This window comes from Brevundimonas sp. (assembly GCF_019636155.1).
Taxonomy (GTDB): Bacteria; Pseudomonadota; Alphaproteobacteria; order Caulobacterales; family Caulobacteraceae; genus Brevundimonas.
In genome coordinates, this window is record NZ_JAHBYB010000007.1 from 71,559 (window position 1) to 88,129 (window position 16,571).

At 69.4% G+C, this 16,571-nt stretch carries 18 protein-coding genes; 13 read left to right on the forward strand and 5 right to left on the reverse strand.

The features are described from left to right. The first annotated feature begins 199 nt into the window (after window positions 1-199). From KF910_RS09475 to KF910_RS09485, 3 genes are all read left to right on the forward strand, one after another. Entirely contained in the window at window positions 200-1,033 is an 834-nt protein-coding gene (locus KF910_RS09475; RefSeq protein WP_292261076.1) for a flagellin, read from the forward strand. An 83-nt stretch (window positions 1,034-1,116) separates the two neighbouring features. Continuing rightward, window positions 1,117-1,401, forward strand: coding sequence for a hypothetical protein (locus KF910_RS09480; protein WP_292261079.1), 285 nt, complete (start codon window positions 1,117-1,119; stop codon window positions 1,399-1,401). Between the two features lie 141 nt (window positions 1,402-1,542). Beyond that, window positions 1,543-2,376: a flagellin gene (locus KF910_RS09485; RefSeq protein WP_292261082.1), complete on the forward strand. Its 834-nt coding sequence runs from the start codon at window positions 1,543-1,545 to the stop codon at window positions 2,374-2,376. Between the two features lie 7 nt (window positions 2,377-2,383). On the opposite strand, the gene KF910_RS09490 is transcribed toward KF910_RS09485, so the two are convergent. Next, window positions 2,384-2,509 carry a hypothetical protein gene (locus KF910_RS09490; RefSeq protein ID WP_292261085.1) on the reverse strand — a complete coding sequence of 42 codons (126 nt, stop codon included), beginning with the start codon at window positions 2,507-2,509 and terminating at the stop codon, window positions 2,384-2,386. A gap of 116 nt (window positions 2,510-2,625) precedes the next feature. On the opposite strand from KF910_RS09490, the gene KF910_RS09495 reads away from it, so the two are divergent. From KF910_RS09495 to ssb, 4 genes are all read left to right on the forward strand, one after another. After that, window positions 2,626-5,331 (forward strand): transcriptional regulator, encoded by a 2,706-nt coding sequence (locus KF910_RS09495; RefSeq protein WP_292261088.1) that lies wholly within the window; start codon window positions 2,626-2,628, stop codon window positions 5,329-5,331. A gap of 76 nt (window positions 5,332-5,407) precedes the next feature. Beyond that, a complete protein-coding gene (locus tag KF910_RS09500; protein ID WP_292261090.1) occupies window positions 5,408-6,085 on the forward strand; it encodes a hypothetical protein in 678 nt (225 codons plus the stop codon). Then, window positions 6,085-6,516, forward strand: coding sequence for a hypothetical protein (locus tag KF910_RS09505; RefSeq protein ID WP_292261093.1), 432 nt, complete (start codon window positions 6,085-6,087; stop codon window positions 6,514-6,516). The genes KF910_RS09500 and KF910_RS09505 overlap by 1 nt, the downstream gene beginning before the upstream one ends. Before the next feature lie 95 nt (window positions 6,517-6,611). Further along, a complete protein-coding gene (gene ssb / locus KF910_RS09510; RefSeq protein WP_292261096.1) occupies window positions 6,612-7,079 on the forward strand; it encodes a single-stranded DNA-binding protein in 468 nt (155 codons plus the stop codon). A 12-nt stretch (window positions 7,080-7,091) separates the two neighbouring features. Here the strand turns inward: ssb and KF910_RS09515 are convergent, their stop codons facing one another. Then, complete coding sequence (locus KF910_RS09515; protein WP_292261099.1) at window positions 7,092-7,469, reverse strand: PIN domain-containing protein; 378 nt, start codon at window positions 7,467-7,469, stop codon at window positions 7,092-7,094. Continuing rightward, window positions 7,466-7,735, reverse strand: a complete 270-nt coding sequence (locus tag KF910_RS09520) for a hypothetical protein (protein WP_292261102.1) — start codon at window positions 7,733-7,735, stop codon at window positions 7,466-7,468. The genes KF910_RS09515 and KF910_RS09520 overlap by 4 nt, the downstream gene beginning before the upstream one ends. A gap of 99 nt (window positions 7,736-7,834) precedes the next feature. Between KF910_RS09520 and KF910_RS09525 the strand changes: the two genes are divergently transcribed. Beyond that, window positions 7,835-8,746: a DMT family transporter gene (locus tag KF910_RS09525; protein WP_292261105.1), complete on the forward strand. Its 912-nt coding sequence runs from the start codon at window positions 7,835-7,837 to the stop codon at window positions 8,744-8,746. Window positions 8,747-8,753: 7 nt separating this feature from the next. Here KF910_RS09525 and KF910_RS09530 read toward each other — a convergent pair whose 3' ends face one another. Continuing rightward, window positions 8,754-9,320, reverse strand: coding sequence for a superoxide dismutase family protein (locus KF910_RS09530; RefSeq protein ID WP_292261108.1), 567 nt, complete (start codon window positions 9,318-9,320; stop codon window positions 8,754-8,756). Window positions 9,321-9,442: 122 nt separating this feature from the next. Here KF910_RS09530 and gyrA point away from each other — a divergent pair, with 122 nt between their 5' ends. The 5 genes from gyrA (at window position 9,443) to KF910_RS09555 (ending at window position 15,481) form a co-directional block, all read left to right on the forward strand. Continuing rightward, a complete protein-coding gene (gene gyrA, locus KF910_RS09535; protein WP_292261111.1) occupies window positions 9,443-12,214 on the forward strand; it encodes a DNA gyrase subunit A in 2,772 nt (923 codons plus the stop codon). 177 nt (window positions 12,215-12,391) lie between these two features. After that, window positions 12,392-13,174 carry an aminotransferase class IV gene (locus KF910_RS09540; RefSeq protein WP_292261114.1) on the forward strand — a complete coding sequence of 261 codons (783 nt, stop codon included), beginning with the start codon at window positions 12,392-12,394 and terminating at the stop codon, window positions 13,172-13,174. A gap of 78 nt (window positions 13,175-13,252) precedes the next feature. Further along, on the forward strand, window positions 13,253-13,741 hold the full coding sequence (gene coaD, locus KF910_RS09545) for a pantetheine-phosphate adenylyltransferase (protein WP_292261117.1): 489 nt from the start codon (window positions 13,253-13,255) through the stop codon (window positions 13,739-13,741). After that, a complete protein-coding gene (locus KF910_RS09550) occupies window positions 13,738-14,589 on the forward strand; it encodes a peptidylprolyl isomerase (RefSeq protein WP_292261120.1) in 852 nt (283 codons plus the stop codon). The genes coaD and KF910_RS09550 overlap by 4 nt, the downstream gene beginning before the upstream one ends. A 10-nt stretch (window positions 14,590-14,599) precedes the next feature. Beyond that, entirely contained in the window at window positions 14,600-15,481 is an 882-nt protein-coding gene (locus KF910_RS09555; RefSeq protein ID WP_292261124.1) for a peptidylprolyl isomerase, read from the forward strand. Here the strand turns inward: KF910_RS09555 and KF910_RS09560 are convergent. Further along, window positions 15,448-16,560 carry a Ppx/GppA phosphatase family protein gene (locus tag KF910_RS09560; protein WP_292261127.1) on the reverse strand — a complete coding sequence of 371 codons (1,113 nt, stop codon included), beginning with the start codon at window positions 16,558-16,560 and terminating at the stop codon, window positions 15,448-15,450. The genes KF910_RS09555 and KF910_RS09560 overlap by 34 nt on opposite strands. Window positions 16,561-16,571: the final 11 nt, after the last annotated feature.

Below are 16,571 nucleotides of genomic sequence, written 5' to 3' on the forward strand. Positions count from 1 at the left end.
CGCCCGGCAGATCTTGCCCAGCCCGGCAGGATTTGCCGGGCGAGGGGCGTGGTTAAGGGGAAGTACCGTCGAAAAAACAATGGTCCAGTCGATCAGCGCGACCCGCCGCCGTGGTCCGCCCCTTGCTGCGAAGGGCGCGAGCAAAATGCTCCCGGCAGCCAAAATGGCGTCGGACACCTTGAAAGAAGGACTACGTGCCATGGCGCTGAACAGCGTTAACACGAACGTGGGCGCTCTGATCGCCCTGCAGAACCTGCAGACGACGAACGCCGAACTGCAGACGGTTCAATCCCGCATCAACACCGGCAAGAAGATCAACTCCGCCAAGGACAACGGCGCCATCTGGGCTATCGCCCAGGGGCAACGTGCCGAGATGGGGGCGCTGAACGCCGTGAAGGACAGCCTGGCGCGCGGTCAATCGACCGTCGATGTCGCCATGGCCGCGGGCGAGACCGTCTCGGACCTGCTGCTGCAGCTGAAGGAAAAGGCCCTGGCCGCCAAGGACGGCGGTCTGACCAGCTCGGCCCGCAGCGCCCTGAACGAGGATTTCAAGTCGATCCGCGATCAGATCGCCAAGGCCGTGTCGAACGCCGAGTTCAACGGCGCCAACCTGCTGGACGGCTCGCTGACCAACGGCTTCAAGGCCCTGGCCAACGCGTCGGGCAGCTCGACCCTGGACGTGGCGTCGCAGGACATGAGCCTGTCGGGCTCGATCGTCACCCTGACGGCCGCCCAGGAAATCGACTCGGTGACCAATGCGGCCACCGCCCTGAGCGCCGTGAACGCCTCGATCGCCAACGTCTCGACCGCCCTGGCCAAGCTGGGCACCGGTTCGAAGTCGTTGTCCACCCACATGACCTTCGTCGGCAAGCTCCAGGACTCGCTGGAAGCCGGCATCGGCAACCTGGTGGACGCCGATCTGGCCAAGGAGAGCGCGCGTCTCCAGGCGCTGCAGACCAAGCAGCAACTGGGCGTGCAGGCGCTTTCGATCGCCAACTCCTCGACGTCCATCCTGCTCGGACTGTTCCGCTAAGGAACGATGCGGAAGGGCGGGGCCTCGGTCCCGCCCGACCGTCGGGCTTTCGGAGGCGCCGGCCCTGACCGGCGACAGGAGACATGACCGCCAATGCCAAGATAGCGCCCATCGCCGTTTCCGCCGTGACTTCCGGCGCCGGGTCCAGCGGGTTCGACACCCGCCGCGACGCGACCGCCCAGGAAGCGGAGAACGCCGCCCGATACCGTCTGGTCATCGAGGAAGGGCCCCAGAAGGGGTCGTTCATCTACAAGACCCTGGATCGGCTCACCGGCGAAATCGTCCGTCAGCTGCCTCGCGAGGATCTGGTGCGGATGATGGAGACCCAGCGCTATGCCGCCGGCGCGGTGATCGACACCAGCGTCTGAGCCGGCCGCCCAATCCGACCTATCCGCCGCGCAGGAGCGATCCGCGCGGTTAAGACGCGTGGTGAACGGCTGTTAACCATACGCATACGACTCGCCCCATAGCCTCACCGTGGAATCAGACCCGCGGGGCTTCGAGAAGCGATGACCAACAGCGTTCACACCAATGCCGCGGCGGCCGTCGCCCTGCAGAACCTGACCTCGACCAATCAACGGTTGAACGATACCCAGAACCGGGTCTCGACCGGGCTGAAGATCCAGGGGGCCAAGGACAACGCCGCCATCTGGGCCATCGCCCAGGGCCAGCGCGCCGACATGGGCGCCCTGTCGGCGGTGAAGCAGAGCCTGGACCGGGCCACCTCGATCGCCGATGTCGCCCTGGGGACGGGGGAGTCGGTCTCGGACCTGCTGAACCAGCTGAAGGAAAAGGTGGTCGCGGCCAAGGACCAGTCGCTGAAAACCCAGTCGCGCCAGCTGCTGGACGCCGATTTCAAGGCCATCCTGCGCGCCATCCAGTCGGCCGTGGACAACGCCAGCTTCGACGGCGGCAATATCCTGAACGGCAGCCTGACCAACGGCATCCGCTTCCTGGCCAACGCCGACGCCTCGTCCTTCGTGACCCTGTCGGGCAAGAACCTGTCGCTGGGCGGATCGATCATCGAACTGTCCATGTCCGACACCCTGCTGACTCTGACCGGGGCGACCAACGCCCTGACCCGGCTGGACGATTCGATCACCCAGCTGAACGCCGCCCTCGGCGAGCTGGGCGCCCAGGCCAAACAGGTCGCGGCCCACACCACCTTCGTCAGCAAGCTGATGGACACCCTGGAATCGGGCATCGGCAATCTGGTGGACGCCGACCTGGCCAAGGAGAGCGCGCGGCTTCAGGCCCTGCAGGTCCAGCAGCAGCTGGGGGCCCAGGCCCTGTCGATCGCCAACTCGGCGCCGCAGATCATCCTGTCCCTATTCCGCAGCTAAAAGCGGATCAGGAATAGGGCGGCTGGATCGGGCGACCGATCATCAGCGGCGGCCGGTGTCGCCGGCCGGGCAATTTCGATCCGAACCCGTAAAGGGCCAGGATGGATTGCAGGACGCTACGCGGAAAGGGCATCGACAGCACTCCCAGCAGAACCACGCGCCTTAACGAACAGCGTGATTCTCCGTTCCCGTCGAATCCTCAACCTTGCTTAACCGTTGGGCGTCACCCTGGACGACGGAGGTTCGGCCTTGATCGACAACAGCTATCTTCTCGCGCTGTTCGGCCAGAACGCGACGGGCCTGGGGGGGCTTTCGAGCGCCGGCACGGCCGCGACCGCTGGCGCCAAGAAGAAGCAGCCGACCCCGCCCTGGGACCCCAAGGCCGTGGTTCCCCAGGCCGACTCCCTGGTCCGGGCCGCCCTGGCCGGCCGCAAGATCATCGACGAGGGCGCCGCCAAGCTGGATCTGTCCGGCGCCTCGGCCGACTACAAGCGGCTGTTCGCCCTGTATCAGGGCTTGGAAACGCTGAACGCCCTGGTCAACCGTGGCTCGACCCGGGGCGTCAGTTCGACCGAATTGTCGCTGCTGAACAAACGGTTCGCTTCGGGCCTGTCGGAGATCCAGTCCTATCTGTCGACCACCGCCTTCGAGGGGGTGCGGATGGTGGCCGGGGTCTCGACCGCCACCAGCAAATCCTCGGCGGCCGTGGCGCGCGACAGCGCCCGTTCGGTGACCGGACCGATCCATGAGGGGTCGCCCGACGACCCGGTCTCGGCCTTCCAGGGCGATGTGGTGTTCGACATCACCCTGAAGCGGCTGGAGGACGAGGTTCCCGTCCATATCGACCTGTCCGACATGGGGGCGACCCCGCGCAGCCTGACCAATGTGCTGAGCTTTATCAACGGCAAGCTGGAAGCGGCCGGGGTCGAGACTCGCCTGGGCCGCGAGCAGATCAAGGCCGAGCCCAAGACCGTCACCGTCGGCGGCAAGACCGTGACCCTGCCGGCCGGCGCCGACCAGTGGGCCCTGGTGATCCGGGGCGATTCCAGCGAGACGGTCCGGTTCTCGGCCCCGACCGTCAGCGACGCGGCCTATGTCGTCCAGGGCTATGGAACGGCGGGCGGCGAGCAGATGCTGAAATTCAGCGCCGACGACGCCGGCGCGACGCGGGTGGGCGAGACCCAGTGGGTCGAGGGTCGACTGTCGCAGACCGGCCTGCCGGCGGGGATCGAGACGGTGCGCGCCTCGGCCGCCGCGCCTGACGGCGGGATCTGGATCGTGGCCGACCTGACGGCCGGGCCCGACACCCAACCGATCAAGGGCCAGTCGGACGTGGCCCTGATCAAGCTGGATTCGGCCGGGCGGGTGGTGCAGACGCGCACCCTGGGCGCGGCCTCGACGGCCAGCGGCTACGCCATCGCGGTGGACGCCGACGGCCGGGTGGCGGTGGCCGGATCGGTCACCGGGGCCCTGGACGGGGGCCACAGCGGCGACGTGGCCAATGTGGCGGACAGTTTCGTCTCTGTCTTCGACGCTCAGGGCCAGGAACTGTGGACCCAGCGCCGCGGCGCCCGCGCCGAGGACGAGGCGACGGCGGTGGTCTTCGGCCCCAACGGCACGGTCCAGGTCGCGGGCCGGGCGAAGTCGTCCATGCCCGGCGCGGTGGGGATCGGCGGCTGGGACGGATACCTGCAGACCTTCTCCGAGACCCAGGAACACATCTACGCCCCCGTCGTGGCGACGGCGACCGGAACCCAGCAGTTCGGCACGGCCGGGGACGATACGGTTCAGGCCATGACGGTGGACGGGTCCAACCTCTATACCGCCGGGGTCGAGGACGGACGGCTGGTGGTGCGCCAGTTCACCCTGGACGCGGACGGAAAGCCGACCCTGGCCTCCACCCGCGACCTGGGCCTGGTCAGCGGCGGGGCGGCCGGAATCTCGGTGGCCGACGGGCGGGTGATCGTGACCGGAACGACCCGCAACCCCAATCTGGACGTCGCCGTCCAGACCAACGCACATGCGGGGGGGCAGGACGCCTTCGTCGTGAGCCTGTCTTCTGACCTGATGGCGGGGCCGCAGGATCGCGTGACCTATGTCGGGGGGGCGGGCGACGACACGGCGGCGGATGTGAAGGTGGTCAACGGCAAGGTCTGGATCACCGGGGTCGCCGATCGCGCCGAGGGGGCCAAGCCGACCGATCCGACGCGCGGGTATCTGGTGCGGATGGACGCCGCCACCGGGGCGGTGGAATGGCGCCAGGACTGGGCCGGCGACGGCGAACAGGCCCGTCCCCTGACCCTGGCGGTCGCCGCTGGGGGCGCCAGCGTGCTGGACCGGCTGGGCCTGCCCCAGGGCGACATCGTGCAGAAGGATTCCAAGCGCCTGGTCGACGCCACGGCCCTGAGGGTCGGGGACCGCTTCCAGGTCAGCGCGCCGGGCGGCCGCGCCGTGACGGTGACCATCGAGGCGCGCGACACCCTGCAGACCCTGGCGCGCAAGATCGAACAGGCCTCGGGCATGAAGCTGAAGGTCACGGTCAGTTCTCAGGCCGACGACGGGGTTCAGGCCGGCGACCTGGCCAGCATCGCCGGGGGCTTCCAGCGGCTGACCATCACCTCGCGCGACGGCAAGACCGGCGCCGTGCTGTCGGCGGGAGAGGGCGGACGCGACGCCCTGGCGGCCCTGGGCCTGTCGGCGGGCTATGTCGGACCGTCGGGCGACAAGGCCCTGCAGAGTTTCGGCCTGAACCTGTCGCAGAGCCTGAACCTGTCCAGCCCCGCCGCGATCAAGTCGGCGGGCGAGGCGCTGCAGGCGGCGATGAAGGCGGTGCGCGACGCCTACCGCTCTCTGGCGCCCAAGTCCGCGACCAGCGCCGCCAGCGGGACGGTCCCCGCCTATCTGACCAATCAGCTGGCCAACTATCAGGCGGCCCTGGCGCGTCTGACCGGATAGCCGTGGGCGACGAATGAGCGGTTGACGCGGCGCCGGGGGGCTGGGCTATTGGGTTCGATCCTCGCGTGAGCCCCGTATGCAGCCTTCGAACGACAGACGCGTCATCATCGCCGTGGGCGCCGGACTGGCCATTCTGGCCGCCGTGGTCCTGGCCCTGGTCTTCTCGGGCGGACGCCAGGGACCGGCCGAGCCGCCGCCGGCGGCCCAGGGCGGGCTGACGGTCGATGTCGCCGACGCTCCCTCGCTGGAGCCGACGCGGGAACTGCGCTGCTTCGTCGAAGGCCAGTATGTGGGCATGGCGACCCTGACCGACTGCGCGCGGCGCAATGGCCTGGCGACCGAGGCCCTGGACGTCGGCATCGACGCCACCGGCGCCCTGGCCGCCGCCCCGACCGCCGCCTTCGCCCCCGTGCCGGCCCTGCCGCCGGTCGAACTGATCGAAAAGCCGGCCGCCGCGACCCCGGTCACGACCCCGGCGACGCCCTCGGCCGCGCCCGTTCAGGCCGGCGGCACGGCCTGCCTGCGCTATGCCGGATCGGAATGGCGCGCCCTGTCGTCGAACATGAGCCTGAACCAGTGCGTTCAGGCTCTCTATGCCGGGACCTGCGTGCGTCCGGGCGAGGCCCAGTACGGCCGCTGGGGCGACCTGACGCTGAGGCTGGTGCCGCGGCGGGTGGAGCAGTCCGGCGACAATACCCGCTTCCGCACCCTGGCCGAACAGGATCGCAACTGCCAATTCCCGGGGCTGAACTGATGCGCCGCCTGCTGACCCTCGCCCTCGTCGTCACCGCCGTCGCGGGCCTGGCCGCCTGTGAAAAGCGGATCGAGGCCCCGCGCGAACGCGGCGTCTGCTATTCGGTCCAGATGCCCGAGGAAGGGGCGAAGACCCCGCCCCAGTTCCATGTCGTCGCCCGCGACCAGCCGCAGATCGAGTTCTGCGCCGCGCGTCTGGAGGAGATGCGGCAGCGCTTCCTGCGGCTGGGCGGGTCGAACCGCGAGATCATCGGCGCCTATCAGGGCCAGTATATCTTCGTCGAACGGCGCGGCGTGGCCTTCTCCCAGGCGCTGGACGGGGTGCGGTTCATGGCCCTGGCGCGGACCGGCGACGGCCGCCTGGCCATCCCCGGCGCCATCCAGCGCGACATCGACGCCGCCCAGGCCCCGGCCTCGGCGCCGACGAAATAGCCGGAACAGAACTGGAACATTTCCGCGCCTTCGGCTATGAACGGCGCGGCTGAGGACAGAAGAGGGCCGCGGGCCCCGCAACAAGGAATTCGGCGATGGCTGGCAGCGTCAACAAGGTCATTCTGGTGGGCAACCTGGGTCGTGACCCGGAAATCCGCACCCTGAACAACGGTGATCGGGTCGCCAATCTGTCGCTGGCCACGTCGGAGACCTGGCGCGACAAGTCCACCGGCGAGCGCAAGGAAAAGACCGAGTGGCACCGGGTGGTGATCTTCAACGAAAACATCGTGAAGGTCTGCGAGAACTATCTGAAGAAGGGCTCGACCATCTATGTCGAGGGCGCGCTCCAGACCCGGAAATACGAGCAGAACGGGGTCGAGAAATACACCACCGAGGTGGTGATCCAGCGCTTCAACGGCAATCTGACCATGCTGGGCGGCCGTGACGGCGGCGGCGCGGGCCGTTCGGATGACGACTATTCCTCGGGCTTCTCGACCGGCGGCGCCAACAAGCCCTCGGGCCCCAAGGAAAGCTACGACCTGAACGACGACATTCCGTTCTGAGGCGAGGGCCAGTCAGTCCCAGACGGCCGACGGCAGGTTCTTCAGGATCACGCCGTCAGCGGTGATCAGCGGCGACCGTTCGGCCAGGGCGGCGCCCGCGATCAACCGATCCATCGGATCTCGCGTCCAGCTCAGGGGCCGGGCGGCTTCGACGACCTCCTGCGCGCTGGTCGCCGAGATGGACACATCGCCCACTTCGGCCAGGGCGCCCAGGACCCGCTGGGGCGAAGCCCGGATCCGGTCGATCTCGTGCAGCAGTTCGAGTTCCAGCAGGACGAAGGGCGACACGGTCCAAGGATGTCTGCGCACCAGGCGCAGGGCAGCGTCGCCCAGGACGTTCAGCCGACGCTGGGCCAGCCACAGCACCACATGGGTGTCCAGGTGGATCAACGCGGATTGTCTTCCGGCGACCAGGCCAGATGGGCGCCGTCGGTGATGTCTCCAGGATCGAAATCGGCGGCGTCCTCACGCACACCCATGGCCATCATCCGATCGAACCGCTGCTCCCTGTCTTCCCCTGCTGTGAAGTCTGGTTCCGCCGCCAGGGTCAGACGCCGTCCGTTGCGGACAAGCGTCAGCGGGCGTCCCGTTTCCAGGACGCGATCGACCAGCCGGAACAGGTCCTTTCGCAGGGCGGTCAGGGTGATGTCGGCCATATGTACATATGTACGCTTTTCGGTGCGCTGACGCCAGTGGAAACGCCCCGTCACCGTTCTTGAGGCGCGTGGCGTTCGCGCCCGTGCCATAGGCGAGGGGTGAGCGCCGCCGATTCCCCGACCCCGCACAGTCATCGCCTGACCCTGGCCGAGATCGCCGCCATCGTGGCGGTCGTGGTCATCTGGGGGGTGAACAATGCGGCGGCCAAGGTGGCGACCGAGACCCTGCCGCCCCTGCTGATGGCGGCCCTGCGGTTCGCGGTGGCGACGGCCTGCCTGGCGCCATTCGTGCGGCCGCCGTTCCCGAATTGGAAAAGCCTGGCGGTCATCGTCGTGGTGGGCGGGCCGATCCACTATGGCCTGATCTACCTGGCCTTCTGGATGGCGCGGGACGTCAGCCCGGTGACGGTGGCGACCCAGCTCTGGATTCCCTTCACCGCCCTGTTCGCCTTCCTGCTGCTGGGCGAACGGCTGTCGCGGCCCGCCCTGGCCGGCCTGGCGGTGGCCTTCGCCGGAGTGGTGTGGATGTCGCTGGATCCGCACGCGATCCAGGATTGGAAGGCGATCCTGATCGGCGCCGCCGCCTCGGCCGCCTGGGCCGTGACCACGGTGGTGGCGCGGCGCACCACCTCCATCCCGCCGCTGAAGATGCAGGGTCTGCTGGCGGCCTTCGCCCTGCCTGTGCTGGCGGCGGGGTCGGCCCTGTTCGAGACGGGGCAGGTCGAGGCCGTCCGCCAGGCCACGCCTCTGGTCTGGGCCTGCGTCGTCTGGGCCGGGTTCGTATCGTCGGTGGTGGCCACCACCCTGGTCTTCTGGCTGGTGCAGAGGCGCGAGGCGGGACGGGTGACGCCCTACCTGCTGGCCACCCCGGCGGTGTCGATCCTGATCGGCTGGATGATCGGCGACACTCTGACGGCCCAGATCCTGGGCGGGGCGGCCCTGAGCATCGCCGGCGTCGGTGTGGTGGCCCTGGCCGAACGCAACCTGAGGGCCGGCGCGGCCAAGGCCTGATCGGCCGTCAGCCGGCGGCCATGACCCCGCAGACGACCCGGTCGCCCGCCCCGCCGATCGGCTGGGAGTTGTGGTCATCGACATTGGCGTGGATGACCAGGGCCGAGCCGTCCTCGTCCCACAGCCACTGGCCCGGCCCGCTGCGGGCGATGCGGGCGCGGGTGGTGAAGATTTCCGCATGGGCCCGGCCGTTGGCGTCGGCGTGGATGTTGGGCAGGTCGCCGTCGTCCGGCCCTTCGGGGTTCAGCAGGCCGTGCGGAGCCTTGGGCTCGCCATGGTTCACATGCGCCCCGGCCGAGGTGAAGGGCGCCGCGCATTCGCCCTTGGCGTGGATATGGATGCCGTGCCAGCCGGGCGTCAGCCCCTCGACCTCGACCCGGATCAGCAGGCCGGTGGCGCCCTGGGTCAGGGTGGCGCGGCCGACCCGCGCACCCGCGCCGTTGATCAGGGTCGCCTCGCCGAAATCGCCCGTCCGGGCCCGCGGCGGGGCGTTGGTCGAATAGTCGTTGGCGGTCACGCTGACGCAAGCGGCCAGGGGCAGGGCGGCGAGTCCGGCGATGAGGGCGGCGCGCATGGTCGTTCCTTCCATTGCGATGGGGCGAAACAGGCGGCGTTTCTTTGCCTCCCCAGCCCCTGGGTGCTAGAAACCGGATCAGCGGATCACGTTCCGATTCCGGCCCATATAGCCTGATTTCCTTGACCGAAGACATCACCGACAACGCCCCCGCCATCGGCGGCGGCGCCGACATCGCCCCCATCTCGATCGAGGACGAGCTGCGACGCTCGTATCTCGACTACGCCATGAGCGTCATCGTCTCGCGCGCCCTGCCCGACGCGCGCGACGGGCTGAAGCCCGTGCACAGGCGCATCCTGTATTCGATGCACGACCTGGGGATGGAGCCGAGCCGCGCCTATTCCAAATGCGCCCGCGTGGTCGGCGACGTGCTGGGCCGGTTCCACCCGCACGGCGACGCCTCGGTCTATATGGCCCTGGTCCGCATGGCCCAGCCCTTCTCGATGGGGCTGATGCTGATCGACGGCCAGGGCAATTTCGGCTCGGTCGACGGCGATATGCCGGCCTCGATGCGATACACCGAATCGCGCATGGCCCCGGCGGCGGTGGCCCTGCTGGCCGACATCGACAAGGACACGGTCGATTTCCAGCCGAACTACGACGAGAAGGAGCTGGAGCCGGTCGTCCTGCCCAGCCGCATCCCCAACCTGCTGGTCAATGGGGCGGGCGGCATCGCCGTGGGCATGGCCACCAACATCCCGCCGCACAATCTGGGCGAGGTGATCGACGCCTGTCTGGCGCTGCTGGACGACCCGGAGGTTTCGGACGAGACCCTGCTGGACCTGGTGCCCGGCCCCGACTTCCCCACGGGCGGCGAGATCATGGGCCGCACGGCCCCGCGCAACGCCCTGCGTGACGGCCGCGGCTCGGTCATCGTGCGCGGCAAGGCCTCGATCGAGACCATCCGAAAGGATCGGGAAGCGATCATCGTCACCGAACTGCCGTTCCAGGTGAACAAGCAGACCCTGATCGAACGCATCGCCGAAATGGTGCGCGAGAAGCGGCTGGAAGGCATCGCCGACGTCCGCGACGAATCCGACCGCCAGGGGATGCGGATGGTGATCGAGCTGAAGAGGGATGCGTCCGGCGATGTCATCCTGAACCAGCTGTACCGCTACACCGCCCTGCAAAGCTCGTTCGGCGTCAATATGCTGGCGCTGAACCACGGTCGGCCGGAACAGATGGGCCTGCGCGCCCTGCTGGACGCCTTCCTGGACTTCCGCGAGGAAGTGGTGGTCCGTCGTATCAAATTCGAACTGGGCAAGGCGCGTGACCGCGGCCACGTCCTGGTCGGCCTGGCCGTCGCCGTGGCCAATATCGACGAGGTGATCCACATCATCCGCTCCTCGGCCGACCCGACCGAGGCGCGCGAGCGGCTGCAGGACAAGCCCTGGCCTGTCGGCGACATGATGGCTCTGGTCGAACTGATCGCCGACCCGCGCACCGCCATCGTCGAGGGCGACAAGATCCGCCTGACGGACGAACAGGCGCGCGCCATCCTGGCCCTGACCCTGTCGCGCCTGACCGGCCTGGGCCGCGACGACATCTTCGGCGAGGCGCGGGGCCTGGCCGACACCATCCAGGGCCATCTGACCCTGCTGTCGGACCGCGCCAACATCGTCGCCGTCATCCGCGACGAACTGATCGAGGTGAAGGACCAGTTCGCGGTTCCGCGCCGCACCGTCATCGGCGAGGGCGACGCCGAGATGGAGGACGAAGACCTGATCCCGCGCGAAGAGATGGTCGTCACCGTCACCCACGGCGGCTATGTCAAACGCACGGCGCTGAACGCCTATCGGACCCAGCATCGCGGCGGCAAGGGCAAGTCCGGCATGTCGATGAAGGACGAGGACGCCATCGTCGGCGTCTTCTCGGCCTCGACCCATACGCCAGTGCTGTTCTTCGCCACCAACGGCAAGGCCTACAAGCTGAAGGTGTGGCGCCTGCCGCTGGGCGCCCCGACCGCGCGCGGCAAGGCCTTCGTCAACCTGCTGCCGATCGAGCCGGGCGACAGCATCATGAACGTCCTGCCCCTGCCAGAGGACGAGGCGACCTGGGGCGACTACGACATCATGTTCGCCACCCAATCGGGCGATGTTCGCAGGAACAAGCTGTCCGACTTCGCCACCGTCAACCGCGCCGGCAAGATCGCCATGAAGCTGGAAGACGGCGACAGCATGGTCGGGGTGGGGCTGTGCACGGGCGAGGACGACGTGCTTCTGACCACGGCCCTGGGTCGCGCCATCCGTTTCAAGGCCGACGACGTGCGGGTGTTCAAGGGACGCGATTCCACCGGGGTGCGCGGCATCCGCCTGGCCAAGGGCGACGAGGTCATCTCCATGGCCGTGCTGGGCCGGGTCGACGCCACGCCGGAGGAACGCGCCGCCTATGTCAAACACGCCAACGCCATGCGCAAGGCGGCGGGGGACGAGGACGCCATCGATGTGGCGATCTACGACGTTGCGATGGCCGAGCACGAGGCCGAGGAGGCGGGCGAAGACGCCGTGCTGACGCTGGACCGCATCGCCTATCTGGGCGGGGCCGAACAGTTCATCCTGACCATCACCGACACCGGCTTCGGCAAGCGATCCTCGGCGCATGAATACCGGCGCACCGGCCGGGGCGGGCAGGGGCTGACGGCCCACGGCCTGGGCGGGCGCGCGGGCGACCGCCTGGCCGCCGCCTTCCCGGTGGAGGAGACGGACGACCTACTGCTGGTCACCTCGGGCGGTCAGATGATCCGCACCCCGGTCGATCAGATCCGCATCGTCGGCCGCGCCAGCCAGGGCGTCACCGTCTTCCGCACCGCCGAGGGCGAGAAGGTGGTGTCCGTCGAACGCCTGGCCGATGCGGGCGGGGATGAGGATGAAGCTGCGGGTGAAGAAGAGGCCTGATCCCTCTCCCGCTGGGAGAGGGCTTGAGGCTCGCAGAGCGAAGCGATGCGCCAGCCGAAAGGGTGAGGGTCGACCGTTTGCCGATGATCCCCTGACGTCCGACCCTCACCCTTTCACGCAGCCAATCGCCCTGTGGGCTCTTGGGCGTTCAAGCCCTCTCCCATTGGGAGAGGGACGATGACGTCCCTCTTCATCGACGGCCGTCCCGCCACGGCCGACGACCTGGCGCATCAGGCCCTGGTCAACTACGGCGCCTACACCTCGTTCGCGGTGACGGACGGCGGGGTGCGGGGGCTGGATCGGCATCTGGCGCGCCTGCGCGATGCGGCGGTGGAGTTGTTCGGCGAGGCCGTGGCCGAAGACCAGGCGCGGGCCTGGATGCGCCAGGCCCTGGGCGAGCGTCGCGGCGCATGGATGCGCGTCAGCCTGTTCGCGCCCGAGATCGGGGTGCGGACGCCCGACTGGACCGGTCGCCCGCGCATGATGGTCGGCGTATTCGATCCGGCCGCCCCGCTGTCCGACACGCCCGTGCGCCTTCAGCCCCAGGCCTATGGCCGAGAGGCTCCGCACCTGAAGCACGCCGCGACCTTCGGCCTGATCCGCGCGCGGCGTATGGCGCGGGCGGCGGGGTTCGACGACGCCCTGTTCGTCGATGCGAGCGGGCGGATTTCGGAAGCCAGCGTCTCGAACATCGGTTTCCTGTCCGGCGACCGGATCGTCTGGCCCCAGGCGCCGATGCTGGGCGGCGTGTCCCAGGCGCTGATTTCCGCGGGGCTGGAGACCGAAACCCGGCCGTTGACGATGGCGGACCTGCCCGCCTTCGACGGCGCCTTCCTGACCAACAGCGCCACCCCGGCCTGCGCCGTGGCGGGCATCGGGGACCATCCGTTCGCGACCTCGCCCCGGCGTGTCGCCGACATCGCCGCCGCCTGGCGCGCGGCGCCGCCTCAGCCGGTCTGAACGCCGCACCAGGCCGCATCTCGACTAGGCCGGGCCGGACGCGCCTGCTAAATCTGCGCCGAACGGGGGACACGCCGCATGCGCATCGGGCTTTATCCGGGCACTTTCGATCCGGTCACCAACGGCCATATCGACATCATCGGCCGGGCGGTGAAGCTGGTGGACCGCCTGGTCATCGGGGTGGCGCGCAATGACGACAAGGGGCCGCTGTTCACCACCGACGAACGGGTCGAGATGCTGCGCGAGGCGGTGGCGGGGTTCGACGCCGACATCGTGGTCGAGCCGTTCGACACCCTGCTGATGCATTTCGCGGAAAAGCTGGATGCGGCGGTCATCGTGCGCGGCCTGCGCGCCGTGGCCGACTTCGAATACGAGTTCCAGATGACGGCGATGAACCAGCGGCTGAACAGCCGGATCGAGACCGTCTTCCTGATGGCCGACCCCCGGCATCAGGCCATCGCCAGCCGTCTGGTCAAGGAGATCGCCCGTCTGGACGGCGCGATCGAAAGTTTCGTCAGTCCGGCGGTCGCCGCCCGGGTCCTGGCCAAGGTCAAGGGAAGAGCATGAAGCCTGTCACTTTCGCCGCCGTCGTGGCGGCCGTCGTCGGCCTGGGCGCCGCCACCGGCGTCGCGGCCCAGGATCAGGCCGGATGGCGCACGGTCGCGCCGGAGAACCTGCTGGTCATCGACACGGCCAAGGGGCGCATCCTGGCCGAACTGTCGCCCGAGGTGGCGCCGAACCATGTCGAGCGGGTGCGGACCCTGGCCTCGACCGGCTTTTATGACGGGCTGAAATTCCACCGGGTGATCGAGGGCTTCATGGCCCAGACCGGCGACCCCCTGGGCACCGGCGAGGGGGGCAGCGACCTGCCGGACGTCAATGCCGAATTCAGCTTCCGCCGCCGCCCCAACGTCGGCTTCACGGCCGTCGGCTCGCATCCCGAAGGCGGTCTGATGGGGGTGCTGAACGGCCTGCCGATCCGGACCCAGCCGGACGCCCAGGCCATGGTCAACGCCGATTTCAAGGTGCCGGCCATCCCCCTGTTCTGCCCCGGCGTCCTGGGCATGGCGCGCGCCGCCGAGGTGAACAGCGCCAACAGCCAGTTCTTCATCATGACCGGCCGCAACGACCGGCTGAACGGCCAGTACACCGCCTTCGGCCGCGTCCTGTCGGGCATGACGGTGGTGCGGTCGCTGAAGCTCGGCTCGCGCGCCCTGGACGGCAAGGTCGAGGGCGACCCCGACGTGATGACGCGGGTGCGGATGGCTTCGGACATGGCCGAGGCGGAACGGCCGACGGCGCGGGTCATGGACGTGACCTCGCCCGCCTTCGCCGCCATCGCCGAACAGGCCCGGTCGTCCGGCGGCCGCGACTTCAACGTCTGCGACATCGACACCCCGGCCCAGATCGACTGAGGAGAAGACCATGATCCGTCCCGCCCTGCTGGCCGCCGCCCTGGCCCTGACCTCCGCCGGGCCGGTCCTGGCCCAGGAGGCCGCCCCCGCCGCCGCGCCCGCCGTTGGCGAATGGCGCGCCGTGGCGCCCGACAACCTGATGGTCATCGACACGACCAAGGGGCGGATCCTGATCGAACTGGCCCCCCTGGCGGCGCCGGACCATGTGGAGCGGATGCGGCTGCTGGCGCGGCGGGGTTTCTATGACGGCATCGTCTGGCACCGGGTCATCGATTGGTTCATGGCCCAGACCGGCGATCCCCTGGGCACCGGCGAGGGCCAGAGCTGGTATCCGAACCTGAAGGGCGAGTTCACCTTCCAGCGCACGCCCGAGACGCCGTTCGTCCCCGTCGCCCGTCCGACCGGGTCTGAGATCGGCTTCATCGGAAGCCTGCCGGTCCAGACCCAGCCTGACAGCCTGCTGGCCCTGAACGGTTCGGGCCGGGCCGCGACCTGGGCCCTGTACTGCCCCGGCGTCGCCGGCATGGCGCGCGACGATTCGCCCGACAGCGGCAACAGCCAGTTCTTCCTGATGCGCCAGGCCTATCCGTCGCTGGAGAAGCGCTACACCGTCTGGGGCCGGGTTGTGTCGGGCCTGGACGTGGTGCGGGCGATCAAGGTCGGGGACGGCGACAACGGGGCGGTGACCTCCGAGCCCGACCGGATGGTGCGCGTCCGCATCGCCTCCGACATGGCCGAGGCCGAACGGCCCGTGGTGCAGGTTCTGGACCCGGCCTCGGCCACCTTCCAGGCCCTGGTCGAGGCGGCGCGCCGCGCGCGGGGCGCGGACTTCTCGGCCTGCGACCTGGAGTTTCCGGTTCAGGTGACCGGCGGGGCGGCCCCGGCCGCCTGACCGCCGCCGCGCCGCCGACGCCGCCGGTTGCGCCGATCCTGGCGCATCCGGGTCAGCAGCAGGCCCTCGCGCAGGCCACGGTCGGCCACCCGCACCCGCTCACAGGGCCAGGCGCGCTGGACCGCCTCCAGTATGGCGGCTCCGGCCAGGACCAGATCGGCCCGGTCCGGACCGATGCAGGGTTCCGCCGCCCGCCCCGCCGGCCCCAGGGCCATCAGGCGGTCCGCCGCGCGCCGGCACTCCTCGCTGGTCATCCAGAGGCCGTCGACCCGATCGCGCTGATAGCGGGGCAGGCGCAGGTGGATGCCCGCCAGGCTGGTGATGGCGCCGGAGGTTCCGACCAGCTGGGCCGCGCCCCGGGCGAACAGGTCGCGCATCCCGGCGTCCTCGACGCCCCCGGCGCGGATCGCCGCCTGCATGTCGGCGACCATGGCCTCATACCAGTCGGGACTGGACGGCTCGGGCTCGGGATGACGCTCGGCTAGGGTCACCACCCCCAGGGGGGCCGACATCCAGGCCTGGGTCCGCAACTCCCCGCGCGCGTCGCGCTTCAGCCACGACATCTCGGTCGAGCCGCCGCCGACGTCGATCACCAGCACGGCCTGGGCCGCCGGATCGAACAGGTTCAGACAGCCCTGGACCGACAGGCGGGCCTCCTCCTGGGGGTCGATGACCCGCAGCTCCAGCCCCGTGCCCCGGCGCACCCGTTCGATGAAGTCCGCCCCGTTCTCGGCGATGCGGCAGGCCTGGGTGGCGACCGCGCTGATGCGGCGGGCGGACAGACCCCGGCGCGCCAGCCGCTCGGCGCACTGGCCCAGGGCGTCGTAGGCGCGGTCCATGGCTGCGGCGTCCAGCCGCCCGCTGTGCGACAGGCCTTCGCCCAGGCGGACGATGCGGCTGAAGGAATCCACCACGCGGAAACCGTCGCGCGCCGGACGCGCGATCAGCAGTCGGCAATTGTTGGTCCCGAGATCGAGTGCGCCGTACAGCGGATCATCGCGTCCCGACGATCGCGAGCGGGGCGCCCCGCCGCGGGACCGGCCGTCGCGTCGAGGCGACGCGCCGTCGGTGTCCGGCATGGCCGAGCTGT